At 66.7% G+C, this 24,369-nt stretch carries 23 protein-coding genes and 2 pseudogenes; 8 read left to right on the plus strand and 17 right to left on the minus strand.

Annotated elements, in window-relative coordinates; genetic code table 11:
* Both mycP and ABZW16_RS03685 read left to right on the plus strand, forming a co-directional pair.
* Positions 1-1,362 carry a type VII secretion-associated serine protease mycosin gene (gene mycP / locus ABZW16_RS03680; RefSeq protein ID WP_354951772.1) on the plus strand — a complete coding sequence of 454 codons (1,362 nt, stop codon included), beginning with the start codon at positions 1-3 and terminating at the stop codon, positions 1,360-1,362.
* Positions 1,363-1,422: 60 nt separating this feature from the next.
* Positions 1,423-2,196 carry an ion channel gene (locus ABZW16_RS03685; protein ID WP_354951774.1) on the plus strand — a complete coding sequence of 258 codons (774 nt, stop codon included), beginning with the start codon at positions 1,423-1,425 and terminating at the stop codon, positions 2,194-2,196.
* A gap of 4 nt (positions 2,197-2,200) precedes the next feature.
* Here ABZW16_RS03685 and eccB read toward each other — a convergent pair whose 3' ends face one another.
* Positions 2,201-3,688: a type VII secretion protein EccB gene (gene eccB, locus ABZW16_RS03690; RefSeq protein ID WP_354951776.1), complete on the minus strand. Its 1,488-nt coding sequence runs from the start codon at positions 3,686-3,688 to the stop codon at positions 2,201-2,203.
* Between the two features lie 112 nt (positions 3,689-3,800).
* Here eccB and eccE point away from each other — a divergent pair, with 112 nt between their 5' ends.
* Positions 3,801-5,450 carry a type VII secretion protein EccE gene (gene eccE / locus ABZW16_RS03695; RefSeq protein WP_354951778.1) on the plus strand — a complete coding sequence of 550 codons (1,650 nt, stop codon included), beginning with the start codon at positions 3,801-3,803 and terminating at the stop codon, positions 5,448-5,450.
* 59 nt (positions 5,451-5,509) lie between these two features.
* On the opposite strand, the gene ABZW16_RS03700 is transcribed toward eccE, so the two are convergent.
* Positions 5,510-6,070, minus strand: coding sequence for an NAD(P)H-dependent oxidoreductase (locus ABZW16_RS03700; protein WP_354951780.1), 561 nt, complete (start codon positions 6,068-6,070; stop codon positions 5,510-5,512).
* Between the two features lie 178 nt (positions 6,071-6,248).
* Between ABZW16_RS03700 and ABZW16_RS03705 the strand changes: the two genes are divergently transcribed.
* Positions 6,249-7,091, plus strand: a complete 843-nt coding sequence (locus ABZW16_RS03705) for an NAD(P)H-binding protein (RefSeq protein WP_354951782.1) — start codon at positions 6,249-6,251, stop codon at positions 7,089-7,091.
* A gap of 1,007 nt (positions 7,092-8,098) precedes the next feature.
* Here ABZW16_RS03705 and ABZW16_RS03710 read toward each other — a convergent pair.
* Both ABZW16_RS03710 and ABZW16_RS03715 read right to left on the minus strand, forming a co-directional pair.
* Positions 8,099-9,082 (minus strand): annotated as a pseudogene (locus ABZW16_RS03710) (NAD-dependent epimerase/dehydratase family protein); the annotation flags it as partial.
* Between the two features lie 90 nt (positions 9,083-9,172).
* Positions 9,173-9,982 carry an S-methyl-5'-thioadenosine phosphorylase gene (locus ABZW16_RS03715; protein WP_354951784.1) on the minus strand — a complete coding sequence of 270 codons (810 nt, stop codon included), beginning with the start codon at positions 9,980-9,982 and terminating at the stop codon, positions 9,173-9,175.
* Between the two features lie 108 nt (positions 9,983-10,090).
* On the opposite strand from ABZW16_RS03715, the gene ABZW16_RS03720 reads away from it, so the two are divergent.
* Positions 10,091-10,441 (plus strand): hypothetical protein, encoded by a 351-nt coding sequence (locus ABZW16_RS03720; protein ID WP_354951786.1) that lies wholly within the window; start codon positions 10,091-10,093, stop codon positions 10,439-10,441.
* 148 nt (positions 10,442-10,589) lie between these two features.
* A complete protein-coding gene (locus tag ABZW16_RS03725) occupies positions 10,590-10,907 on the plus strand; it encodes a metal-sensitive transcriptional regulator (protein WP_354951877.1) in 318 nt (105 codons plus the stop codon).
* 7 nt (positions 10,908-10,914) lie between these two features.
* On the opposite strand, the gene ABZW16_RS03730 is transcribed toward ABZW16_RS03725, so the two are convergent.
* From ABZW16_RS03730 to ABZW16_RS03750, 5 genes are all read right to left on the minus strand, one after another.
* Entirely contained in the window at positions 10,915-11,823 is a 909-nt protein-coding gene (locus tag ABZW16_RS03730) for a TAXI family TRAP transporter solute-binding subunit (protein ID WP_354951788.1), read from the minus strand.
* Entirely contained in the window at positions 11,820-13,244 is a 1,425-nt protein-coding gene (locus tag ABZW16_RS03735; protein ID WP_354951790.1) for a HAMP domain-containing sensor histidine kinase, read from the minus strand. The genes ABZW16_RS03730 and ABZW16_RS03735 overlap by 4 nt, the downstream gene beginning before the upstream one ends.
* A gap of 42 nt (positions 13,245-13,286) precedes the next feature.
* A complete protein-coding gene (locus tag ABZW16_RS03740) occupies positions 13,287-13,946 on the minus strand; it encodes a response regulator transcription factor (protein WP_354951792.1) in 660 nt (219 codons plus the stop codon).
* A 46-nt stretch (positions 13,947-13,992) separates the two neighbouring features.
* Positions 13,993-15,393 carry an MFS transporter gene (locus ABZW16_RS03745; RefSeq protein WP_354951794.1) on the minus strand — a complete coding sequence of 467 codons (1,401 nt, stop codon included), beginning with the start codon at positions 15,391-15,393 and terminating at the stop codon, positions 13,993-13,995.
* A gap of 143 nt (positions 15,394-15,536) precedes the next feature.
* A complete protein-coding gene (locus ABZW16_RS03750) occupies positions 15,537-16,367 on the minus strand; it encodes an LLM class F420-dependent oxidoreductase (protein ID WP_354951796.1) in 831 nt (276 codons plus the stop codon).
* A 184-nt stretch (positions 16,368-16,551) separates the two neighbouring features.
* Here ABZW16_RS03750 and ABZW16_RS03755 point away from each other — a divergent pair, with 184 nt between their 5' ends.
* The gene (locus ABZW16_RS03755) at positions 16,552-16,995 is read left to right on the plus strand and encodes an Hsp20/alpha crystallin family protein (RefSeq protein WP_354951798.1); all 444 of its coding nucleotides are present in this window, start codon (positions 16,552-16,554) and stop codon (positions 16,993-16,995) included.
* A gap of 665 nt (positions 16,996-17,660) precedes the next feature.
* On the opposite strand, the gene truA is transcribed toward ABZW16_RS03755, so the two are convergent.
* The 8 genes from truA to infA form a co-directional block, all read right to left on the minus strand.
* A complete protein-coding gene (gene truA / locus ABZW16_RS03760; protein WP_354951879.1) occupies positions 17,661-18,473 on the minus strand; it encodes a tRNA pseudouridine(38-40) synthase TruA in 813 nt (270 codons plus the stop codon).
* Between the two features lie 252 nt (positions 18,474-18,725).
* Entirely contained in the window at positions 18,726-19,307 is a 582-nt protein-coding gene (rplQ, locus tag ABZW16_RS03765) for a 50S ribosomal protein L17 (RefSeq protein ID WP_354951800.1), read from the minus strand.
* 49 nt (positions 19,308-19,356) lie between these two features.
* Positions 19,357-20,415, minus strand: a complete 1,059-nt coding sequence (locus tag ABZW16_RS03770; RefSeq protein ID WP_067785162.1) for a DNA-directed RNA polymerase subunit alpha — start codon at positions 20,413-20,415, stop codon at positions 19,357-19,359.
* 105 nt (positions 20,416-20,520) lie between these two features.
* Positions 20,521-21,126, minus strand: a complete 606-nt coding sequence (rpsD, locus tag ABZW16_RS03775) for a 30S ribosomal protein S4 (RefSeq protein WP_327095488.1) — start codon at positions 21,124-21,126, stop codon at positions 20,521-20,523.
* Between the two features lie 20 nt (positions 21,127-21,146).
* Positions 21,147-21,560 (minus strand): 30S ribosomal protein S11, encoded by a 414-nt coding sequence (gene rpsK, locus ABZW16_RS03780; RefSeq protein ID WP_040731638.1) that lies wholly within the window; start codon positions 21,558-21,560, stop codon positions 21,147-21,149.
* Positions 21,561-21,570: 10 nt separating this feature from the next.
* Entirely contained in the window at positions 21,571-21,942 is a 372-nt protein-coding gene (gene rpsM / locus ABZW16_RS03785; protein WP_354951803.1) for a 30S ribosomal protein S13, read from the minus strand.
* A 219-nt stretch (positions 21,943-22,161) separates the two neighbouring features.
* Positions 22,162-22,275, minus strand: a complete 114-nt coding sequence (gene rpmJ / locus ABZW16_RS03790) for a 50S ribosomal protein L36 (protein WP_040686659.1) — start codon at positions 22,273-22,275, stop codon at positions 22,162-22,164.
* Between the two features lie 132 nt (positions 22,276-22,407).
* Complete coding sequence (gene infA, locus ABZW16_RS03795; protein WP_003418601.1) at positions 22,408-22,629, minus strand: translation initiation factor IF-1; 222 nt, start codon at positions 22,627-22,629, stop codon at positions 22,408-22,410.
* Between the two features lie 1,221 nt (positions 22,630-23,850).
* Here infA and ABZW16_RS03800 point away from each other — a divergent pair.
* Positions 23,851-24,369: pseudogene (locus ABZW16_RS03800) on the plus strand (hypothetical protein); the annotation flags it as partial.

The following is a 24,369-nucleotide window of genomic DNA, read 5'->3' on the forward strand; positions in this document are numbered from 1 at the left end:
ATGAGCGCGTCGCTGGGGCTCGGCGCCGGCGCCGCGTCCGCCGATCACCCGCCGACGGTGAACCCGGGTCTGCTGCCCGCCGGTGATCCGGCGGCGCCGCCCGAAAAGACCGAGCGGCCAGCGAATTCCGATTGTTCGAACACCGTATCCGGCGGTGAGGGCGCGACGATCCCCACCGCGCAGCGCTCACTCGATCTGGACAGCGCATGGCGGTTCTCCAAGGGCGAGGGCCAGACCATCGCGGTCATCGACACCGGCGTGGCACGCCATCCCCGATTGCCCGGACTCATCGCCGGTGGCGACTTCGTGGCGAATTCGGGCGATGGCACCGAGGATTGCGACGGGCACGGCACTTTCGTCGCGGGCCTGATCGCCGCGTCGAAGGTGGACGGTCAGGGGTTCTCGGGTGTCGCGCCGGAAGCGCGCATCATGACGATCCGGCAGACCAGCAAGATGTATCAGAAGGAGGGCCGGGCCCGGGAGCGCAATCCCGACGACCTGCCCGAGGGCTACGGCAATCTGGCCACCATGGCCTCGGCGATCCGGCGCGCGGCCGATGCGAACGTCAGCGTCATCAATATCTCCGAGGTGTGGTGCGGCTCGTCCAATGACGTCGACGGATCCATCGGTGCGGCAGTGCGATACGCGACGCTGGAGAAGAACGTGGTCGTGGTCGTCGCCGCCGGTAACCAGGACGGATCCTGCAAGACCGAACAGCAGATCATCGATCCGCTCAATCCGTCCGCCGATCCGTGGAGCAATGTCAAGGTCAATGTGAGCCCGGCGCGCTGGGACGACTATGTGCTCTCCGTCGGCTCGATCGATTCCAACGGCGCGCCGTCGAAGTTCACCGTGCCCGGCCCGTGGGTGAGTGTGGCCGCGCCGGGCGAGAATATGGTCTCGCTCGACCCGCGCGGGACCGGCACCGCAACCGGCACGGTGAATCAGCAAGGGCAGCAACAGGCGATGAGCGGCACCAGCTTCGCGACGCCACTGGTCTCCGGTGTGGTCGCGCTCGTGCGTGCCCGCTTTCCGGAGCTGAGCGCGCTGGACGTGATCAAGCGGATGCAGGCCACCGCGCACGCGCCCGCGGAGGGGTGGAGTCCGTACATCGGTTACGGCGCGGTCGATCCGGTCGCGGCGCTGACCGATGAGGTGAGCAGTGCGCCGCTGCCGCCCAAACGGTCGAGCCCGGCCAGAAGCGCCCAGCTGGCGGTGTCCGCACCGGCGCCGCCAGCGGACAACCGGGCCCGCAATGTCGCGCTGATCGGTACCGGGATCATCGGCGCCGCACTGGTTCTCGGCTACCTCGCCTCGTTCCCGATCCGACGCCGGTTCGGGGTCAAGTCCGACGATATGTAGCGTCATCGTGGCAAACGGCGGTACATAGGGTGTCGCACCCGATCGATACAGGTAGTTCCCATGGTCCTGACGCGCGCAGCAGAACACGACGACGGACAACCGAGCCGTAGACAAGTCTGGGAACACGCGACCGGTATCCCGATGGTGGTGCTGGCCGTGCTGTTCATCGGCGTCTACGCCTGGCATGTGCTGGATACCGGTGCCTCACCGCGATTGGATGCCTGGCTCGAACGGGTCGACATCCTGATCTGGGCGGTATTCGCCGCGGACTTCGGCATCCGGATGTGGCTGTCGACCGATCGCTGGCGGTTCGTGCGCACCCATCCGCTGGAACTGCTGATCGTATTGTTGCCGCCGTTCCGGCCGGTGCGGCTGCTGCGGGCCGCCCTGCTGGTGCTCGACACGCTCAACCGCAATCGGGTGACCCGCGCTCGGCTGGCGATATTCGTCGGCACCAGTTCGGCATTGACGCTGGTGCTGTGCAGTCTGGCGTTCTTCGATGCCGAATACGGCGCGCCCGACAGCAAGATTCACAACTTCGGTGACGCGCTGTGGTGGTCGATGGTGTCGGTGACCACCGTCGGCTACGGCGATGTGTATCCGGTGACCGTGCACGGCCGCCTGATCGCGCTGATCCTGATGACCCTCGGCATCGGCCTGATCAGCTTCGCCATCGGCACCACGACCAGCTGGGTAATGGAACAGCTGCGGAACGTCGAGGTGACCGCCGACCGCACCGACCGGGAGATCACCGTGCTGATCGACGAAATCCGCTCGCTGCGAGCCGAAGTCGCCGAATTGCGTGCGGCCGCGATGCGGGACAGTTCCGACTAGTCGCTCAATTTGCCGAGGCGACAGGCGATTTCGACGGTGACGGGTCCGCGGCGATACCGTCATGGGCGACCATGGCGTCCGCGCGGGCCAGGCTGGGACCGGCCGCGAGCAGGCCGATGATCGGCCACGGTGCCGGTTCGGCCTTCGTGCCCGAATCGGTATCCATGCCGAGTGCCTTCTCGGCATCGGCATCCTTGACGCCGTAGCGGACACCGGTGTCGGCGATGTAGAACTTGCTGTCCTTGCGGCGGCTGTCCGGTTCGATGCCGGTGGTCTGGACGAATGCCCCGGTGCCCGGCGCAATGTAGACCGAGTCGGCATTGGGGCCGGAACCGTCCGCCTGGGCCAGCGGCACCAGTTTGGCCTTATCCGGAATCGGCAGTGCCACACCGGTCAGCACCGAAAGCTCGGCGCGATTGCCGCCGTCCTTGTTGTCCGCGGCAGCGGCCAGCGGCTTCCAGGACAGGCAGCTGATCGGCTGGTCCTTGTAGTCGATGATGGACGGCACGGTCTGCGGATACGTGCTGACCTGCAGTGTGTTCGCCACCGACGCGTAGGTCTTGTCCGTCTGGTCGACGACGTCATTGCTCGATGTCGAGCGATACCGGTTACGGATGATCTCGGCGGTCACCGCCGAGATCTGCTGCAGACCGTCCTGCAGCACAACGTATTCCGTATTGGGTTGCGCCGGCACGTGTACCACATCGCCGATCCGGTGGTTGCCGACCGAGTAGCTGACCGAACCGCCCGGGTTGTCGATCTTGGGCGGCGTGATCGCCAGCACTTCGGGAATGGTGTTGAGCAGGCCCTCACCGATCGGCCGGGCCGTTGCGCCGGTGATCTTCAGCGCGTCGGTGACGGCGCGGTCCTTGAGGTCCACGCGGGCGCGCTTGTTGTCGTACACCAGGTACGTCGCGTCCTTGCCCTGCACCAGCAGCGCCCGGTCCCTGCCCATGACCGAGGCCTTCTCGCCGAGCGAGGGCTCACCGGCCAGCACCGAAGTGGTGAAATCCTTACTGCCGTCGACCTTCAGCTGGTCGCACACGGTCCAGATCCGACCCTTGCCGTCCTTGTCGAAGCGCAGCGAGGAGGGTGCGCCGGGGATGCCGATCAGCTGTCCGCGCGCCTTCTTGCCGATCTCGGATTCCTTGACGATGACGGCCTTTTCCGGCGAACCCGCGGCCAGCCGGGCCGATGCGAGGTTCAGCGTCGGATGCACCACATCGTTGATCACCACATAAACCGCGCCGGATTCCTTGCCGATCAGAATTTTGCTGCTGCCGATCTTGTCCTGCGGGCGCAGCAGTGCGAGCACACCGCAACCGGCCAGCACCACAATCGCCATGATCAGCCCGGCCGCGTAGGCGCGGGACTGGGAGCGCATCGGATCGTGCAACATTCGCACGTCCCGGCGGACCAGTGCGTGTTCCATCCGCCGGACCAGGAAGCGGTAGCCGCTCACCTGCCAGCGTGTAGTGGGTTTTGAAGGCATGTTTCCCTCCCCGAACAATGCTCGCGTTCGCGGAACACAGTACAGTTCCCGAGGACTATTGTTCAGTTCGGCCGATCCGAAACGGCCGATACCGGGTACTTGGGGGATGACGATGGCCGAACAAGCCGGGGCGGGACCACGCCCGCTGCTCGGGCGCATCTCGCTGCGGAACCTGCTGCTGGCGCAGGTGATCGGACTCGCGGCCGGATTGCTCGCCTTGTTCGCCGGACTGGGCGGCTGGCCCGCGTTGGGCGTCGCGGTGGTTGTGGGAGGGCTGCCGCTGATCCCGATCGCGAAGCGCACCATCTTGGACTGGATCGCGACCTGGTGGCGCTACCTGACCCACGGCGACTACCAGATCGGCGACACCGTCGACTTCCGCGGCCCCGACGGACGCTCGCTCGGGTTGTACTGGGACGGCACCCGGGTCGTCACGGTGGTCGAGGTGCTGGCCCCCAAGGGCGGGCTGACCCGGATCGCCCGCACCACCGTGCACGCCTCGCATCTGCTGCCGCTGCCCGAACTGGCCAAATGCCTGAACCAGCACGACATTCTGCTCAGCGGCATCGACATCATCAGCCACGGTCACCGCAGCCGCTCCGGTACACCGGCGGGCAAGATCTACGAATCGCTGCTCGGCCCGCTGCCCGCCACCGCGCACCGCAATGTCTGGCTCGCGATCAGCTTCGACGCGATCGCGTGCCCGGAGGCCGCGGCCCGGCGCGGCGGTGGCGCCGATGGCGCCTCGCGCGCGGTAACCATTGCGACACAACGCATTATGCGCACCCTCGAGGACGCCGACTGCAGCGCCCGCATTCTGACCGCACCGGAGATCCGCAAGGCGGTCCTGCAGGTCACGCAGGGCTTCGACCCGCGCACGCTCACCCACCGCTGGCGCTACGCCGAGATCGGCAACAGCGTGAATATCGGCGGCGCCGTCGACCCGAAGCGGCTCGGCTCGGATCTGCTCTCGCAGCTGTGGGTCGCGCCGTCGCGCGGCACCACGGTCGCGGTGCGGCTGCGTCCCGGTAGTTCGGCCGAATCGGTGAGCATCGGGGCGGCCTGGCGGTTGACCGCGCGCGAGCTGCCGGAGCGCACCAAGCTCAGGGGTCTGATCTCGATGAACGGGCGGCAGCGCGACGGACTGCTCGCTCATCTGCCACTGGCCATTCCGGATCTCGACAATGCCGTTCCGGTGACCGAGTATCCGATCGATGTGATCGGTGCACTGCACCTGCCGTCCTCGGGCTGCGGTCAGCTCATCGGCTCCGATGATGAGAGGCAGGGCGTCGCGGTCCGCATCGTCGGTACCGGCATCTCGACGGTCTACCTGGCCGGTGAGCTGTATCTGGCTCAGCAGTTGGTGTTCCGCGCACTGGCCGTCGGCGAGCGCATCCTGATCCGCACCGATCGGGCGCACGCCTGGGAGAACCTGGTGACCACCATCGGGAATCCCGAACGGCTGCAGATCGCGGTCGAAACACATCAGTCCGATGCCGGATTCACCGCGACCGTGGTCGATGGTGTGCTGGCTCCCGCGCCGCACGCCGGTGTCACCACGATCTACGTAACCGGCGACCCGATGGGCTGGCCCGCCACCCGCCCGGACCTGTCGATCCACCAGCCCGGCGCCATCGGCAACCATGTCGTGCTGCGCACCGGCACTGCCCAGGTCGACCTGACGCTGGTCTCCATTCCGCGCGAGGCCACCTACATCGGCCACCCCCGCGGCCGCCGAGCAATGGCGGGCAGCCCGCAGTAGCGCCGTTGCCGGAAGCGCAGCCGCACACTTCGTGCCAACCGGGCAAGGGTGTGCGGTATTCAGCCGGGGTAGGGGTTGGTGGTGCGGGCTTCGCGGAGAGTTCTTGCCCACCAGGCTAGTTGGCCGATGAGGCGTTGGGCGGCGTCTATGGCGGCGCCGTCGTGAGTGTTGCCTGCTCGGTCGAATTGCTTCTTGGCCTGGTGGAAGCTGACGGTTTCGCGGATGGAGACCATGTGGATTTCGGCGACCACCTGGCGCAGTTGTTCGACGGCGCGCAGGCCGCCGGAGAGGCCGCCGTAGGAGACAAATCCGATGGGCTTGGCGCGCCATTCGTGTTTCGCGTTGTCGAAGGCGGTTTTCAGGGAGGCCGGATAGCCGTGGTTGTACTCGGAGGTGATCGCGACGAAGGCGTCGGCCGCGGCCAAGCGCTGGCGGTAGGCCGTCACCTCGGCGGTCGAGACCAGATCCGTCGGTAGCGGGGTGGTCATGAGATCGATAACGCCGGTATCGAATTCGGGGCTCGCCCGGACCGTGCGCAGGAACCAGTCGGCGACCACGGGAGCGAATCGCTCCGGGCGCGTGCTGGCCACAATGACCTCTAGCCGTAGCGGAGTTTCCACTGCGCGAGCCTAACGCCGCGGGCCGCCGGTACGGTCGAAGCAGGCGCAGCGATCTCGATTCGGTCGCCATCGGCCGACGGCATATTTACCTGGGATGGGGAGACGCCGATACGGCGATTTCGCATGATGGGACGAGTAGATTCGTCGACCGAACTCAGTACGACACGGAGGAGCGAACATGATCCTGGTAACCGGCGCGACGGGCAATATCGGCACGGAACTAGTTGCGGCGCTCAGCAATTCGGGTAATGCCGTGCGCGCGCTGGTCCGCGATCCCGCTCGCGCACAGCTGCCCGCCGGTGTCGAGGCGGTGACGGGCGATCTGAATCGGCCGGAGAGCCTGACCGAGGCCCTGGACGCGGTCACCGGGATGTTCCTGCTGCCGGGCTATGCGGACACTCCGGACCTGCTCGCGCGCGCGAAAAAGGCAGGGGTACAGCACATTGTCCTGCTCTCCGGCGGTTCGGCGGCGCTGGCGGATATGAACAACGCAGTCTCCGCGTATATGACACAGGCCGAGCGGGACGTGCGCGAATCCGGTCTGGCCTGGACGTTCCTGCGCCCACGCTCGTTCATGTCGAATGCGCTGCGCTGGTTGCCGCAGCTCGCACAGGGTGATGTGATCCGCGCCCAGTTCCCCGACGTACCCGTCGCTGCCATCGATCCCGCCGATATCGCGGCCGTCGCGGCGGTCGCCCTGACCGGCGGTGAACTCGCGGGCCGGATCCTCGAGCTGACCGGCGCCCGAGCCCTGGTGCCCGCCGACCAGGTCGCCGTGCTCGCCGAGGTACTCGACCGACCGCTGGTCTGCGCGGGTTTGACCAACGAGCAGACGCGCGCCGAACTCGAAGCGACCATGCCAAAGAACTACGTCGATGCATTCTGGAGCTTCTTCGTCGACGGCACCTTGGACGAATCCCAGATACACCCCACGGTGCGAGAGGTAACCGGCCGAGAACCGCGCACCTTCGAACAATGGGCGCGCACCCATGCCGACGCCTTCACGTCCCCGGCACAGTAGCCGAACCACTACCCAACCTCGGCTTGCGCCTAGCGAATACGGTGCCGACCGGATACGTCGAGCGAACCCGACTGGCAACGCCACCAGGGCGCTGCAGGCCTGTGGCATCGACTCGCCCACGGCACCGCCGCCACCGCGTCCGACACCAACGGACCACTCGGCGCCGGTGCACGGGATTCCCGCCCGGCCGCGCCGCCTAGGCTGCTGCGGCTTCCGGCTTCGGTGCGTGCGTTCGACCTAGGAGCGCCGACTCACTCGCCTGCGGCGCCGTCGGCCGTGGCGTGGCGGTCTCCGGTCTCGGGGCAGCCCGGCTCAGCGGTTGGGGCGACAGCGTTCATGTTCAGTGAGGCAACCTCAGGTGACACTGACTCCGGTCTGGGCGCAACAGTTTTCACGTTCGGGGCGCGCTCGCTCGTGCGCGAGACTGCGGCATTCGCGTCCAGCACAGGCGCGTTGGGGCGCGGGACCGCGACGTTCGCATTCGTGACAGGCGCATTCGGGCGCGGGACCGCAACATTCGCATTCGTGACAGGCGCATTCGGGCGCGGGACCCCAACATTCGCATTCGTGACAGGCGCATTCGGGCGCGGGACCGAAGCGTTCACGTTCGGGGCGGGCTCGCTCGTGCGCGAGACTGCGGCATTCGCGTCCAGCACAGGCGCGTTGGGGCGCGGGACCGCGACGTTCGCATTCGCAACGGGCGAATTCAGGCACGGGACCGCAACATTCGCATTCGTGACGGGCGCATTCGGGCGCGGCTCGACAGCGTTCGGGACGGGCACGTTCCGGCGCGGCTGCGCGACACTCGCGATTGGTGCGGGCGCATTCGGGCGCGGGACCGCAACATTCGCATTCGTGACGGGTGGGTTCCGGCGCAGGTCCGTGGCCTTCGTGATCGGTGCGGCGGGATGCGACTCGGGGCGTTGTGGCCCAGGCGTGTCCGGCGCGACCCGCACATGTAGTGGCGCGGATTCCGGACGGGGTGTGGTGGTCTCCACTGCGGGGGCGGCGAGTTCGGCCAGGCCCTGGGTGGGTGGGATGTGGGCGGTGAAACCCAGTGCGCGCCTGGCTCGTTCGGGGTCGCCGACGATGTGGCGGGCATCGGCCAGCAGGTAGCGGCCGGTTACCACCGGGTCGGGGCCGCCACGGGATTTGGCCATGATCGAAGCGACCTCCCACATGGTGATCGGGTGGCCGGAGGCGATGTTCAAGGGTACGAAGCCGGGGAGGCGTCGGTCGACGGCGGCTACGGTGGCGGCCACGATGTCGTCAACATGCACGATGTCGCGGACCTGTCCGCCGTCCTCGTCCACCAGGGGCGGTCTTCCCTGATCGAGTGCGGCGAGGAACTTTCCGATGAATCCGGAGCGGGCACCCGCGCCGTAGCCATTGTGGTACCGCAGCGCCGTAACGGCCGCACTGGTCGCCAAACCCCAAGCGAGCGCATAGTTTTCCTGCGCCATCTTGCTCGCCCCGTAGAATCCGCGCGGGCGCAGCGGCGCATCCTCGTTGAGCGGCTCCCAGGTGAGCAATTCTCCGGTGCGCGGGGACAGGTGGTCGAACATGCCGCGATCCAGATCGGCCCGCCGCCGCAGCCCCGGATAGAACGGCCCGCTGTTCATTCCGCGATAGCGCCCCTCGCCGTACACCACGATGGACGAGGCGAGCACCAGATGACGAACCTTCGCCCGTCCCATTACGTCGAGCAGTACCGCGGTGCCCACATCATTGTGCGCGGCGAACATCGCCGATTCGGGCGCGGAGGTCACCGCCGCGAGATGGCATACGGTATCGATACCGCGCAGCAACGGTTCGAGCGCATCGGCATCGCGCACATCTACCCGCGAAACCCCTTCGGGCACTTGCGCATCCGGCCCGTGCACCGCTTCGTACAGCACATCGATCCCGACCACTTCGTGCCCGGCCGCGGCCAACGCCCGCCGCAACCGCGCCCCGATGAACCCGGCTGCCCCGGTGACCAGCACTCTCATCGCATCCACACCCCGCGTTCGGCTCCGAACCCAATCTGACTAAGGGTATTTCCGTACCTGTCGGTCACTCGGTACAGCCAGCATCATTTCTCACGGTAGTTCGAACGGCAGCGACACTCCCGCGTGCACCCGGCAGCGGTCGCAGGTGTCGGTTCCGGTGACCGCCGAAACCGAACGCCGGATCAACTCCTTGAACGGGCCGAGGTTCTTCTTGAATTCGGCGAAGACGTCGACCGCGTGCACGCCGTCGCCCTCCTCCAGACCGGCATCCAGGTCGGTCACCAACGCGACTGCGGCGTAGCACATTTCGAGCTCACGAGCGAGCACCGCCTCCGGATGCCCGGTCATATTGACCAGTTCCCAGCCCTGTGCGGCGAACCAGCGGCTCTCGGCCCGGGTGGAGAAGCGTGGGCCCTGCACCACGACCATGGTCCCCGAGGCTTTCACCGGCAGCGCGTCGGTCGCGGATTTCGTTGCCGCGGAACGCAGTTCGTCGCAATACGGATCGGCGAAGGAGACGTGCACACCACCGCCGTCGAAGTAGGTCTGCGCACGGCCGGAGGTCCGGTCGACCAGCTGATCCGGCACCGCTACGGTGCCCGGCCCCCAGTCCGCGCGCAGGCTGCCGACCGCGCACGGCGCGAAGATCCGCCGCACCCCGATCGAGCGCAGCGCCCACATATTGGCCTGGTACGGCAGCGTATGCGGCGCGAATTCGTGCTGCTTGCCGTGCCGGGGCAGGAAGGCCACCGGGCGGCCCTCCACCTCACCGACAGCGATGGGCGCACTCGGCTTGCCGTAGGGCGTATCGACCTCGACGGTGGTCGCCTCGTTATCGAAGAAATCATAGAAGCCACTACCGCCGATCACGGCGAGCGCGGGCCGAAGATCCAAACTCATGCACCGATTCTCTCGCCAGCCCCCGTCGCTCGGCCAGACGGGTCCGGATCCGGCCAACTGGACCTTCGTCCATGACGGCATGCGCCACGTGCGCTCGGTGCGTTCGGCGTGATCGCGGCGGCCGGGGCGCAGGCCACCTCCTTCTTGTCGCCGCCCTATTTTCAGGTCGGCGTGACGTTGATGATCCAATTCCTCGCGCCGATCGTCGCGATCGCCTGGAACTGGGCGGTGCGCGGGCGGCAGCCATCCGGCGCAACCTTGCTCGCCGCGGCGGTCGCACTCAGCGGCGCCGCGCTGGTCATCGGTGGTGTTGACGTGGCTGCCGCTGGCCGAATCCGTCGCGCCAGTGCAGCTGATCGGCGGGGTGCCGATGATCGGCGGCATCGCGCTGGCCCGCAGCGGCGCAAACATCGGACCCGAACGCCACCGACCGACGCGACCGAGCGCACACCGACCTGACAATTCCCCCACCGCACTGTACCCTAGGGGGGTATTAATCCAGGTCCGGCCGGAGATCCGGCGAGCAGCGAGGAGACAGTCGGTGACACCCACCCCGTCGCACCATGACACCACGCCCGCGCCGGGCGACGACACCGCGGCCGAGGGCGTGACCACCCATGACCACGCCGCGCACGACCATGCCTCGCACGGCTACATCACCGCCAAGGACGACTACCTCAAGCGCCTGCGCCGGATCGAGGGCCAGGCCCGCGGCCTGCAGCGCATGGTCGAGGAGGAGAAGTACTGCATCGATATCCTCACCCAGGTCTCCGCGATGACAAAGGCACTGCAAGCCGTAGCGATGGGTCTGCTGGAGGACCACATCAGTCACTGCGTGGTGGACGCGGCGGTCACCGGCGGCCCGGAGGCCGACGCCAAGATCAAAGAGGCCACCGACGCCATCGCCCGCCTGGTCCGTTCCTGACCGGGGATCAGCCGTGCCGTCGTCGGTAGACAGCGGCCGCACCCGGGTGCAGAGGGACGGAATCGGTTCCGATGAGTGATCGGGTATCCAGGAACTGGGTGCCCGCCGCCTCGGCCGGTACCAGCGCATCCGCCCGGGAGACCAGCAGTTCGACGATCGCTCCCGCCGCGGCGTCCGACATGGTCGGGGCGGCGAGCAGCAGATTCGCGACGCCGACCGTCCGGATCGCCGCGCCGCCGTCATAGGCGTCGGCGGGAATCTCGACCAGGTCGTACAGATGCCCGAACCGTTCCCGCATCGGCGCCGCCAGCTCACCGAGTTCGATGAGCCGCAGCCGTTGCGGTACGTCGAGCACATCGGTGGGTACACCACCGGCCCACAGCAACGCATCCAGCTCACCGGATTCCACGCCCGCCACCGCATCCCGCAACGGTCGATGCGAAATATCCACGTCCACACCGGGATTCACGCCCGCGGCCCACAGCAGCCGCTCCCCGGTGACCGCGGCGCCGGATCCCGCGGCGCCGAGGTTGATCCGGGTGCCCCGCAGATCGGTGACCCGCTGGATCGCGCCTTCGGACCGCACGGCCAGTTGCAGATAGTTCTCGTACACCCGGCCCAGCGCCACGACCGGCTGACGCTCACCCTGTACCGAATCAGCGAGTGCCAATGCGGCATCCACCCGTCCGCTGGTCAGCATTGCCAGATTCTCCTGCGACCCGGTTGTCGGCACCGGCTCGATCCGCACCGTCCCCGCCTCCGCGGCGACGGCCGCGAGCAGCCGCGCGAATGCGTGATAGAAGCCGCCGACCTCACCGGAGGCCAGCCGCACCGTTGCCACATCCCCGCCACATCCGACGGCACCGGCCGCGATACCAGTGGCGGTGAGCGCCAAGAACGTCCGCCGTGTGATCACGTCCGCATCGCCTGCGGCAGGCGGATCTGGATGGCGAGTCCGTGCGGTTGGACCGGTCGCACGCTCAGCGTGCCGCCGCGCGCCTGGGCCAGCGCCGCGGCGATCGGGAGGCCGAGGCCGGAACCGCCGGAGGCGGCGCCGGAGCCACGGAAGAAGCGGGTGGTCAGTTTATCGATCTCCGCGGGTTCGACACCGGCGCCATTATCCCGCACGGTCACCGTGATCCAACCCGGTTCGGTATCGACCACCATGACGGTCTGCGCGCCGGATCCGGCGTAGCTGCACGAATTGCTCAGCGGCACATCGAGAATCTGGGCGAGCACATCGCCGGAGACCGCCGTATCGGCCTCCGGCACCACGGGCGCCGCGGACAATTCCTGTCCGGCATTCTCGTATGCGGAGTACCAGGCGTCGACCCGGTCCGCGACCACCTGTACCGCGTCGCAGTGGTTGTCGGTAGCGGTGGGGGTGCGCGCGGCCTCGAAGGCGGCGGGCGTCTCGGCGACCGCCAGACTCAGCAAACCATCGAGCAGCGCGGTCAGCCGGTCGACCTCGGCACCCGCACTGCGGAAGGTCGCCACCGCGCTCTGCGGGATCGCATATTCCAGGGAGTCGAGACGAATCGTCAAGGCGGCAAGCGGATTTCGCATGGCATGTGCGGTATCGGCGACCAGCTGGCGTTGCGCGTCCGCCGAATCGGCGACGGCGAGCGCCATGGCATCGAAGGATTCCGCGACCGCGCGCATCTCCGGCGGCCCGCCGTGATGCCGGGCGATGGACACGTGCGCGGCGGCCTGGGCGCGCGGCTTGGGCAGGGTCGCGGTCAACTCGGCGACCGCCTGCGACAACGCCGCCAGCGGGCGCAGCACCCAGCGCCCCAGGCTCAGCGCCAGCATGGTGAACACCACCATCATCAGCACCGCCCCGACCGCGATCACCGTCCACGCGCGGGCGATATCGCGGCGGGCGCGCGCGGTAGAGGCCTCGATCACCACCGCACCGTTGACCTGCACCCCGGTGCCGACGGGCCGGGCGATCAGCACCGTCGGCCCACTCCACGGTGTCAGTCGATCGACCGGCTGCGGCCGCTGGTTGCGGCGGGCGGCGGCAACCGCGGCCTGGACCGGAGCCGACGCCACATCCACCCCCGCATTCACCGCTCTGGCGCCGCGGGCATCGACTACCAGCACGTTCTCCGCATACAGATCGTGATAGCGGCCGACCTCATCGGCCAGCGCCCGGCTGTCCCCCTCGGCCACCGCGGCATCGGCGAGGGCGGCGAACCGGTCGGCATCGCCAGAGCGATCGGCCACGAATTCCTGGGTCCGGCTGGTCGCGAAGGTCAGCGACAGGGGTACCGCGAAGGCGAATACCGCGATCGCCGCGAATACCGTCAGCGCGACGAGTAGTCGTCTGCGCATACTGGCTCCGCTTCTCTAACCTGGACTCGCGGGTCGATGTGATCATTGACCCCAGCGGTAACCGTAGCCGCGAATGGTGGTGATCAGCCCAGGTCGGTCCAATTTCGCACGCAGTCCGGTCATGTGAACGTCCAGCGAACGCGAAACCGCGACGAATGCGTCGCCCCAGATCCGATCCATCAGTTGCTGGCGGCTGACCGCGGCCCCGGGCCGCTCCACCAATGCCTCGACCAACTCGAATTCCTTCTGGGTCAAGGCGATCGGCTGACCGGCGACCTCGACCACCCGGGCCGCGAGATCGACCCGCACATCCCCGGTGACCACCTCGGCCCGCTCCGGTTGCGATCCGGCCGCCGCGCGCCGCACGACATTCTCCAGCCGGGCCATCAATTCCGCGATCCGCGGCGGCTTCACCAGATAGTCGTCGGCACCGCCGCGCAGCCCGCGCACAATCGAGCGTTCGTCGCTGCGCGCGGTCAGGATCAGCACTGGCACCGAACTCACCTCGCGCAGTTGGCGCAGCACATGCAGACCATCGCCGTCGGGCAGTCCGAGGTCCAGGATGACCGCGTCGTAACCGCGGTGGGCGGTGAGCAGATCGGCGCCGCGGCGCTTACGTTCGGCCTGATAACCGCGGGCGTTGAGGGCTTCGACCAGCGCGTCGCCTACGCCGTCATCATCTTCGACCACCGCAAGCCGCACACGCCGATCCTCCCATAGCGGATGACCGGCGTGTGCGAATGGGCGATCAGGGCCGCACGGCTGCGAGGTCACGGTCCGGCTCGGCGACTGGCGCATCCGTCTTGGTCAGCGAGATATCGGCGGCGGCATCGGCATCGATGGCCGACCCGCTCGAGGTCTCCCGCATGAACCAGTAGGTGAGCAGCGAGATTCCGATGCACCCGGCGACGTACCAGAAGTACAGCGATTCGTGATGGGCCTGCTTCAGCGACAGTGCGATGGTCTCTGCGGTGCCGCCGAAGATCGCTACGGTCAGCGCGTACGGCAGGCCGACGCCGAGTGCGCGGATCTTGGTCGGGAACAGTTCGGCCTTCACGATCGCGTTGATCGAGGTGTAGCCGGTGATGATGACCAGCGCGGCCATCATCAGCGCCCACGCCGCGATCGGATTCTTGGTGTGCGCGAGCACGGTCATGATCGGCACGGTCAGCAGGGTGCCGGCCACACCGAAGAAGATCAGCAGCTTGCGCCGCCCGACACGGTCGGACAGCGCCCCGGCCAGCGGCTGCAGTATCACGAAGACCAGCAGCGCGATGAAGTTGATCCACGAGACGGTCGACTTGGAAATACCGGAGGTATTGATCATGAACTTCTGCATGTACGTGGTGTAGGTGTAGAACGCCACGGTGCCGCCGAGCGTCAGACCGATCACCAGCAGGCATTCCCTGGGGTACTGCAACAGCATTCGCAGCGAGCCGCGCGCGGGCTGCTGAGCTGCGCGCCCCTGCTGCGGCACCCGCTCGGCCTCGACCTCGGCCTCGAAGTGCTCGGATTCGTCCATGCTGCGCCGCAGCCACATCACAATGAGCGCGGCCGCCGCACCGATGACAAACGGAATGCGCCAGCCCCAGTTGTTCATCTGGGCGTTGTTCAGGAACTGCTGCAGGATGATCTGCACGCCGAGCGCGACCAGCTGACCGGCGACCAGCGTGACGTACTGGAAACTCGAGTAGAACCCACGCTTACCTGTGGAGGCCACCTCGGACAGATACGTTGCGCTGGTTGCGTATTCGCCGCCGACCGAAAGGCCCTGCAACAAGCGGGCGAGCAACAGCAACATCGGTGCCGCGATACCGATCGTCTGGTACCCGGGCGTCACCGCGATCAGCAGCGAACCCGCAGCCATTACGGTCACCGAGAGGGTCAGCGCCGAGCGGCGTCCGAACTTGTCGGCATAGCGTCCGAGTGCCCAGCCACCGAGTGGCCGCATAAGGAAGCCGACCGCGAAAACGGCTGCGGTGGACAGCAATTGCGCGGTGGAATCACCCTTCGGGAAGAAGGATTTCGCGAAGTACACGCTGAACGCCGCGTAGACATACCAGTCGTACCACTCGACAAGATTGCCGATGGAACCGCGCAATACGTTGGCGACCACCCGGCGCTCGCCCACGGGCTGTGTCGTAGTCACAAGATCTCCTTCTTCGACGCGGCCTTGCGTCGGTCGGAGACCAGTGTGTGCGCAGTCACAGCGCGGGCGGAACCGGTGGAGCCGGTTTCTAACGTTCCCTTAGGGCGATCGGCCAGTAACTTAGGCCGATCGCCTCCGCGGTCTCAGGAATGCTTCGCCAGCAAAGGAGCCAGCGTGCGCAGGGCGGCGGGCTCATCGGCGAGGACTTGGATCACCACGTGATCAGCACCCGCGGTCAGATGCGCGGTGAGTTGGTCGACGACCGACTCGGGGCTGCCGTGTGCGACCAGAGCGTCGACCAGGCGGTCACTGCCCGGCTTGGTCACATCCTCGTCGGTGAAGCCGAGTCTGCGCAGGTTGGCGACGTAGTTCTGCAGGTCCAGATAGAACTCGACGCGTGGGCGGGCGGTGGCGCGGGCCCGCACCGGATCCTCGTCCAGGACCACCTTGTGTTCGGTCGCCAGCAGCGCATCCGGGCCGAGCACGGCGCGAGCGCGTGCGGTGTGCTCGGTGGTGACCAGGTAGGGCAGCGCGCCAGCGGACCGGTCCGCCGCCAGCTTCAGCACCCGCGGACCCAGCGCAGCGAGTGCGCGACGCTCCTTGGGCACCCCGGCCGCATCCAACTCGTCGAAGTATTCGACCAGCGCGTCATAGGGCTTGCGGTACTCGCCGGTGTGCTCGGGATGACCCGCGCCCAGACCGAGCAGGAACCGCCCGGGGAACCGCGCATCGATGCGGTGGAACGACTCCGCGACCTGCTTCGCGGGCGCCGTCCAAATGTTGACGATGCTGGTCGCCACCGTGATCGACTCGGTCGCGTCGAGCAGCGACTCGATCTCCGGCAGCTCCGCGGGCGGGGACGAACCGAGCCACAGCGTGCCGTAGCCGAGCTCCTCCAGCTCGCGCGCATCCTGCGGGGTGAACCCCACATATCCGCGCCAAACACCGAACCGTCCAAGACCTTCGATAGTCATGCCCGGAGCCAACCAACCTGCAGCCGTTCCTATTCCGACGCGAGATTCGCACGCAACGCCGGGCGGATAATCGCCATTAACCTATTAGCACTCTCAATTCGAGAGTGCTAACTTGGGTAGTGCACAGCTTCCGGCGCTTACCGCCGTGGCAGGCGCCGCCGCTCGTGAAATGGAGGTGATTGCTGTGCTCCGGTTCGATCCATTCCATGACATCGACACCGTCGCCCGCCAACTGCTCGGCGAATCCGTCGGGACATCTCGTGCGCCGCGATTCATGCCGATGGATCTGTTCAAGGCAGGCGACCATTACGTACTCAATGCCGACCTGCCCGGCGTCGACCCCGGCACGGTGGATGTGAGCGTCGACAACGGCACCCTCACCCTCCGCGCGCAGCGCAGCCTGCCCAGTGATGAAGGCGTGCAATGGATTGCGTCCGAGCGCTTCGCCGGTACGTATATGCGCCAACTCAGCCTCGGCGACAATGTCGATGCCGACCACATCAGCGCGACCTACAACAACGGCGTGCTCTCGGTGACACTTCCGATCGCCGAGAAGGCCAAGCCGCGCCGCATCGAAATCTCCGGTAGCAGCCAACCGCGGACGATCGAGGCGGGTTCGTCCAGCTGACCGGCGGTCTTGCTTCCGCACCGCAGTGCGCCCGCCGAATCGCGGTGCGGGAGCGCCGCCTTCACCCATTCCGGCCGTGACCACCTCGATAGTCATTGACACCGAGCACATTTCGCGAACCAGAGTGTTGCGGCACCTGCTGCCGCTCAGTCGTCCTGGCCGTCATCGTCGCAGTTCAGGGCTTGGTTCCAGTTGTCGCATGCCGCACCGTCCGGCCCAGGACCCAACACATCCACCATGTCGTCACCTCCCTTCGAGCGTCGTCGCTCCGTGCGGGATTACGCCCGCTCGGCGTGGAACACGTCATCCGGTCGCGGTTAGGTGGCCTCGAGGTTCACCGTGTTCTGCTCGGATACCCGCAGGAGCGCGTGGGGAATCGCACCGGCGAAGGGCAATTGGCGCGATCACGGCCTCGACATCGAGCGTCGGTACGACGTTCGCCGAGCGGCCGACAGGGGCATCGACCTTGGCGTCGAATGTCACGGTCTTGGCGAGGTCGCAGCCGAGTCGCTCTGTACGGCTGTGCATTTGGCCGAGCGTTCGAAGTGCTCGCAAGGCAGGAGGTAGTGGGTAACCAGGCCCGCGCCCTGATCACGGCTGCACTGGATCGCCGCCGCAGCTGACCCGCGTACGCGAGAGCGATCTGGATGGGGACCGGATCGGGTTCAGCTGCCGCAGCAGCCGTCGTCCACGGTTGGCACCGAACGCATTTCGCGGGTTTGGGCGTTGCGCGCGGCCAGGTCGGAATCGTCCGGATAGTCGACGCCGATAAGGCTGAGGCCATGTGCGGGGGCCACGGTCACCGAGCTGGAGCGTTCGGTCTCATTCAACAGTCCGGCGACCCAGTCGGCAGTGCGACGGCCCTCCCCCACCGCGAGAACCGCGCCGACGAGGCTGCGAACCATGGACCAGCAGAAGGCATCCGCGCTGACATAGGCGGCGAGCAGGTCGCCGTCGCGCTCCCAATCGAAGCGCTGGAGTTCGCGAACGGTGGTCGCACCATCGCGACGGCGGCAGAAGGCGGCGAAATTGTGCAGGCCCAATAGCTTTTGCGAGGCCGCGTGCATGGCTTCGAGATCCACGTCGTGGCGACAGGCGACGACGCTGCGGGCCTGCAGTGGTTCAGCACCATAGGGTGCCGTGGTCAGCCGGTACACATAGTGGCGGCGGATCGCCGAGAAGCGTGCGTCGAATTCGGGCGGGGCGAGGCGAATATCGGTGATCCGCACATCTTTCGGAAGAAACCGCGCCATGCGGTGGAGCAGCTTGGCCGCATCCGGTTCGGCGCCGGTATCGAAATGCGCGACCTGCCCCTCGGCGTGCACCCCGGCATCGGTGCGGCCAGCCACGGTCAATTGGATGGGCTCGCGCAACACCTTGCTCAGCGCTTCCTCGAGCACGCCCTGCACGGTGCGCAGCCCGGGCTGGCGCGCCCAGCCGACGAAATCGGTGCCGTCGTAACTGATATCGAGTCGCACCCGAACCGAGTCGGCCGCCGTGCCCCACACTTCCGGCAAATCCGCCGCAGGCTCACCCAACGCGCTCGACTGCGCGGTCGAATCCACCGATTCCTTTTCGGTCACAGGCGATCTCCTAATCGATACGAACGCCGGTAACTCCGGCCGCTCACCACGCGAAACCTGATGCCAGCGGGGCGATCTCGGCCGGATGCGAATGAGCCCGCCGACCCACGGGGGGCGGCGGGCTCATTCCGGACTTGCGAGCGAACGTCAGGCGTCCTTCTTGTCCTCAGCGGCCTCGTCGGCAGCCGGGGCCTCGGCCTCGGCCTCGACAGCCTCGGCGGTCTCGGCGACGGCCTCTTCGGCCTGCTCCTCGACAACGGTCTCGGCGACGGCCTCTTCGGCCTGCTCCTCGACAACGGTCTCGGCGACGGGCGCCTCGGCCTTCTTGGACGCGGCAACGCGGCGGGCGCGGTCGGCCTCGTTGGTCACGGTCTTCTCCCGGACCAGCTCGATGACCGCCATCGGCGCGTTGTCACCCTTGCGGGGCAGCGTCTTGGTGATGCGGGTGTAGCCACCCTCGCGGCCCTCGAACGACGGCCCGATCGAGGCAAAGAGCTCGTGGACGACATCCTTGTTCCGGATCACCTTGAGCACCTCGCGACGGTCGGCCAGGGTGCCGCCCTTCGCCTTGGTGACCAGCTTCTCGGCGTAGGGGCGCAGCGCCTTGGCCTTGGCCTCGGTGGTCGTGATACGACCGTGCTCGAAGAGCGCCGTGGCCAGATTGGCGAAGATCGCCTTCTGGTGCGACGCCGACCCGCCGAAGCGGGCACCCTTCTTGGGCTTGGGCATTGTTTGTTCTCCTTGTGTGAGGCCGGGCCGGGGTGCCTACCCCGACGGCCTAGAGCTGTTCGGTCTCGGCGTAGTCCTGCTCGCCGCCATCGGTGTCACTGAACGTGCCGCTGTCGCTCCACGTTCCGGTGCTCGCGTCATAACCCACCACGGACGAGGGATCGAACGACGCCGGGCTGTCCTTGAGCGAGAGGCCGAGCGCGTGCAGCTTGACCTTGACCTCGTCGATGGACTTCTGGCCGAAGTTGCGGATGTCCAGCAGGTCCGACTCGGTGCGGGCGACCAGCTCGCCCACCGTGTGCACACCCTCGCGCTTGAGGCAGTTGTAGGACCGGACGGTGAGGTCCAGATCCTCGATCGGCAGACCGAACGAGGCGATGTGATCCGCCTCGGCCGGGGACGGGCCGATCTCGATGCCTTCGGCTTCGACGTTGAGCTCACGGGCCAGGCCGAAGAGCTCGACCAGGGTCTTACCCGCCGAGGCGAGCGCGTCCCTGGCGCTGATGGAGTTCTTGGTCTCCACGTCCAGGATCAGACGGTCGAAGTCGGTGCGCTGCTCGACACGGGTGGCCTCGACCTTGTAGGTCACCTTGAGCACCGGCGAGTAGATCGAATCCACCGGGATCCGGCCGATTTCCGCGCCGGACGCCTTGTTCTGCACCGCCGGGACGTAACCGCGACCGCGCTCGACGACGAGCTCGATCTCCAGCTTGCCCTTGTCGTTCAGGGTGGCGATGTGCATATCCGGGTTGTGCACGACGACTCCGGCGGGCGGCACGATGTCACCGGCGGTGACGGTGCCCGGGCCCTGCTTGCGCACGTACATCGTGACCGGCTCGTCCTCCTCCGAGGACACGACCAGACCCTTGAGGTTCAGGATGATGTCGGTGACATCTTCCTTCACACCGGGAACGGTGGTGAACTCGTGCAGGACGCCGTCGATACGGATGCTCGTGACCGCGGCCCCCGGGATCGAGGACAGCAGGGTACGCCGCAGCGAGTTGCCGAGGGTGTAACCAAAGCCCGGCTCGAGCGGTTCGATGGTGAACTTCGACCGGTTCTCGGCGACGACCTCTTCGGTCAGCGTCGGACGCTGTGAAATCAGCATTAGGATCATCCTCCTGTACGGGCACCCACTATTTGATGCCCACGTTTTGGGGGTTGTGCGTGATCGCCGCCAAAGGGACGACCACGCACCAGCAGCGAAAGCTGTTTACTTCGAGTAGTACTCGACGATCAGCTGTTCCGACAGCGGCACATCGATCTGAGCGCGCTCGGGAACCTGGTGGACCAGGATCCGCAGACGGCCCGGGATGACCTGCAGCCAGCCGGGAACCGGACGGTCGCCGACGGTCTCACGCGCCACCTGGAACGGCAGGGTACCGAGCGACTTCTCCTTGACATCGATGATGTCGTACTGGGTCACCTGGAAGCTGGGGACGTTCACGGCCCGGTTGTTCACCAGGAAGTGACCGTGCGAAACCAGCTGGCGAGCCTGACGACGGGTGCGCGCCAGACCGGCGCGGTACACGACGTTGTCCAGACGGCACTCCAGCAGACGGAGCAGGTTGTCACCGGTCTTGCCCTTGAGGCGGTTGGCCTCTTCGTAGTACCGGCGGAACTGCTTCTCCATGACGCCGTAGGAGAAGCGCGCCTTCTGCTTCTCCTGCAGCTGGAGCAGGTACTCGCTCTCCTTGATCCGCGCGCGGCCGTGCTGGCCGGGCGGGTACGGACGACGCTCGAACGCCTGGTCGCCTCCGACGAGGTCGACCCGCAGACGACGCGACTTGCGGGTGATGGGGCCTGTGTAACGAGCCATTTTTCGTTATTCCTTTCCCGCTAGACGCGACGCCGCTTGGGCGGACGGCAGCCGTTGTGCGGCTGCGGGGTGACATCGGAGATCGTGCCGACTTCCAGGCCAGCGGCCTGCAGCGAACGGATCGCGGTCTCGCGGCCCGAACCGGGGCCCTTGACGAACACGTCGACCTTCTTGACGCCGTTCTCCTGCGCCTTGCGGGCCGCGTTCTCGGCGGCGAGCTGCGCGGCGAACGGGGTCGACTTGCGCGAACCCTTGAAGCCGACGTGACCCGAGGACGCCCACGAGATGACGTTGCCGGCCGGGTCGGTGATCGACACGATGGTGTTGTTGAACGTGCTCTTGATGTGCGCGTGGCCGTGCGGGACGTTCTTCTTTTCCCGACGACGCGACTTCTGGGTCTTCTTGGGGCCGGAGGCCCGACTCTTCGGAGGCATCCTTTATCCCCTACTTCTTCTTGCCGGCGACGGTGCGCTTCGGGCCCTTGCGGGTGCGCGCGTTGGTCTTGGTGCGCTGGCCACGCACGGGCAGGCCACGACGGTGGCGCAGACCCTGGTAGCAGCCGATCTCGATCTTGCGCCGAATGTCGGCCTGCACCTCGCGGCGCAGGTCACCCTCGACCTTGAGGGCCGAACCCTCGATGTAGTCACGCAGCTGCGTGACCTGCTCGTCGCTGAGGTCCTTCGAGCGCAGGTCGGGGCTGACGGCCGTCGCCTCGAGGATCTCCTTGGCGCGGGTACGGCCGATGCCGTAGATGTAGGTCAGCGCGATCTCCATGCGCTTTTCGCGCGGGAGATCAACGCCCATGAGACGTGCCATGTGGCAGGTTCCTTAATCGTTGCGGAGGTCTGCTCCCTGTCCGTCCCCTCGTCTGGTGGGGCACCGGCCTCCGTACCGGTGGTTGGCTCGCACACCTCGGGCTCTGCGATTCCGAGGAACCGCGCGGCCCGAATTCCGCAGTGTGCGGCTGGAGCTGGGAGTTCTTCTTTCAGTTGGCCAAGCCGATCAGTGATCGGTGCCCGGCTGGTGCGGCGAAAATCAGCCCTGGCGCTGCTTGTGGCGCAGGTTCTCGCAGATCACCATGACCCGACCGTGACGGCGGATCACCTTGCACTTCTCGCAGATCTTCTTGACGCTCGGCTGAACCTTCACGTCCGTCCAATCTTGTTCGGTTCACACAGGTGTGAACACAGTTTTTCCCCAGTCGGAAGACTGGGGAAGCCTTGTGGTGAGCCTGGCGGCTCGATGGTCACGCCGTTCCTCGGAGCCGAGGACCGCACGCGATCACTTGTAGCGGTAAACGATGCGGCCGCGCGACAGGTCGTAGGGCGAGAGCTCGACGACCACACGGTCCTCGGGGAGGATGCGAATGTAGTGCTGCCGCATCTTCCCGCTGATGTGCGCGAGAACCTTGTGCCCGTTCTCGAGCTCGATCCGGAACATCGCATTGGGCAGCGGCTCGACAACTCGACCCTCGACCTCGATGGCCCCGTCTTTCTTCGCCATGTCCTCCGCGATCCCGGTTTACACTCAAACCTGGTTTGATTGCCTTGTATCTGCTTGCATGTAACCGGTCAGTTGACCGGACCGGCGGCATGCAGACAGTCGGCGCGTAGGTGCACCGCCGACCAAGCTTACCGGTTTATTCGCGGGCAGACCAATTCGCCCTGGTCGTCGTGGTCTCGAGGACCTATTATTTCGCATCTTATGCGCGCTGATCGGTGCGCGGGCTCGGACCGCGGCCCGCGTAACCAGGGTGACCGACGCGGCGTTTCGGGCGCCGGAGCCGTCTGCTGGAGCGTACGGCGGACGGCGGGGCTCCCCCCTCCGCGGAGCACAGCAGCGCTGACCCCTCCACAGAACACAGCGGCGCTCACCCTCCGCAGAGCACAGCAGCGCTCACCCTCCACAGAACACAGCAGCGCTCACCTCTCCACAGAACACAGCGGTACTCACCCTCCGCAAGCACAACAGTTCTGACCTTCCGCGGGACACGACGAGGCTCACCCTCGGCGGAGCACGGCGGCGCTCACCCCTCCACAGAACACTGCGGCGCTCCCCAGCGGCGGAGCACGGCGGGACTCACCCTCCACAGAACACCGCGGGACTCACCCCTCCACAGAGCACAGCAGTTCTCACCTTCCGTGGAGCACGGTGGGGCTCACCCTCGGCGGAGAGCCAAGTCGCGCGGCGCAGTGTCGCGCATGTGTAGCCGGGACGTACCTCCGCCAGATAGGTCGGGTGGGCTCCGGCATATAGATACGCATTGCGTCGACGACGGCGGTGCTCGCAAGAGGTGCAGAGGCCGCCGGAAATCAAGAGGGGACGGACGGTGGCGGTGAAGCCGAAGATCGGGCCGAAGGCTGCCAGCAGAGTTGCGTGGTGGCAATCGTCAGATTTTGTGTGCGATGCGCTCTAGCAGCGGGAGGCGACCAGCGAGCCGACTGGACAGCCCGGACGTACGCTGGCGTGGGGGCTCAGCGCGGCCATCCCCGCGAAACCCTTGTGCCGCAATACACCGGGCGAGGTGGCGTCGAATAGCTCCGCCGACTTCGCGACTTACCTAATTGGGCGTTGCCGACGAGGTGTGCAGGGGGCCAATGGAACCCGGAGATGGGGTGTTTAGAAACCAGCCATTCGGCCCACTCCCCACCCATGATGGGCGAGAGTCGTCGCGTAAACTGACCACAGCCCAGGTATAGGTCGAGCAGATCCAAAGGGGGACGTGTGAGCCGTAATAATGACGGCCTCCCCATGCTGCCTCCGTGGCTCTCCGAGAGCGATGTCACCGGCGGCTACGAAGCGCCCGTTCAGAACCTGCCACACGAAGACCTCATCGATGAAGCGCCCTCTCGGCGTGGACGTTCCAAGCGCGCCCCCGAAACCGAGCGGCCCGAGGCCGGACGCCGGGACAAGCGCCGCTTCGGTCGACGCAAGGGTAAGGACGAACAGTCCGAGGATCAGCCCGATCCGCAGCGCCGCAGTCCGTCGCCACGTGAATTGGCCGGGCCGGGTTTCGAACTGCACGGCGCGCCGAATGCACAGCGCGGACCGGACAGCTTCCGTGGACCCGAGCAGCAGCACGGACCTGACGCATTTCGGGGACCGGAGCAGCACGGCGGACCAGACACCTTCCGCGCACCAGAACAACACGGCGGACCAGACACCTTCCGCGCACCAGAACAACACGGCGGACCAGACACCTTCCGCGCACCAGAACAACACGGCGGACCAGACACCTTCCGA

It is taken from the genome of Nocardia sp. NPDC004604, from assembly GCF_040609795.1.
Taxonomy (GTDB): Bacteria; Actinomycetota; Actinomycetes; order Mycobacteriales; family Mycobacteriaceae; genus Nocardia.

Excerpts from the sequence above, each read along its gene's own strand:
- ABZW16_RS03750 (WP_354951796.1), bottom strand. The coding sequence starts at position 16,367 with ATGACTATCGAAGGTCTTGGACGGTTCGGTGTTTGGCGCGGATATGTG.
- ABZW16_RS03705 (WP_354951782.1), top strand. The coding sequence starts at position 6,249 with ATGATCCTGGTAACCGGCGCGACGGGCAATATCGGCACGGAACTAGTT.
- eccB (WP_354951776.1), bottom strand. The coding sequence starts at position 3,688 with ATGCCTTCAAAACCCACTACACGCTGGCAGGTGAGCGGCTACCGCTTC.
- ABZW16_RS03685 (WP_354951774.1), top strand. The coding sequence starts at position 1,423 with ATGGTCCTGACGCGCGCAGCAGAACACGACGACGGACAACCGAGCCGT.
- mycP (WP_354951772.1), top strand. The coding sequence starts at position 1 with ATGAGCGCGTCGCTGGGGCTCGGCGCCGGCGCCGCGTCCGCCGATCAC.
- eccE (WP_354951778.1), top strand. The coding sequence starts at position 3,801 with ATGGCCGAACAAGCCGGGGCGGGACCACGCCCGCTGCTCGGGCGCATC.
- rpsD (WP_327095488.1), bottom strand. The coding sequence starts at position 21,126 with ATGGCTCGTTACACAGGCCCCATCACCCGCAAGTCGCGTCGTCTGCGG.
- rpsM (WP_354951803.1), bottom strand. The coding sequence starts at position 21,942 with ATGGCACGTCTCATGGGCGTTGATCTCCCGCGCGAAAAGCGCATGGAG.
- ABZW16_RS03715 (WP_354951784.1), bottom strand. The coding sequence starts at position 9,982 with ATGAGTTTGGATCTTCGGCCCGCGCTCGCCGTGATCGGCGGTAGTGGC.
- rpsK (WP_040731638.1), bottom strand. The coding sequence starts at position 21,560 with ATGCCTCCGAAGAGTCGGGCCTCCGGCCCCAAGAAGACCCAGAAGTCG.
- ABZW16_RS03735 (WP_354951790.1), bottom strand. The coding sequence starts at position 13,244 with ATGCGCAGACGACTACTCGTCGCGCTGACGGTATTCGCGGCGATCGCG.
- infA (WP_003418601.1), bottom strand. The coding sequence starts at position 22,629 with ATGGCGAAGAAAGACGGGGCCATCGAGGTCGAGGGTCGAGTTGTCGAG.
- ABZW16_RS03770 (WP_067785162.1), bottom strand. The coding sequence starts at position 20,415 with ATGCTGATTTCACAGCGTCCGACGCTGACCGAAGAGGTCGTCGCCGAG.
- rplQ (WP_354951800.1), bottom strand. The coding sequence starts at position 19,307 with ATGCCCAAGCCCAAGAAGGGTGCCCGCTTCGGCGGGTCGGCGTCGCAC.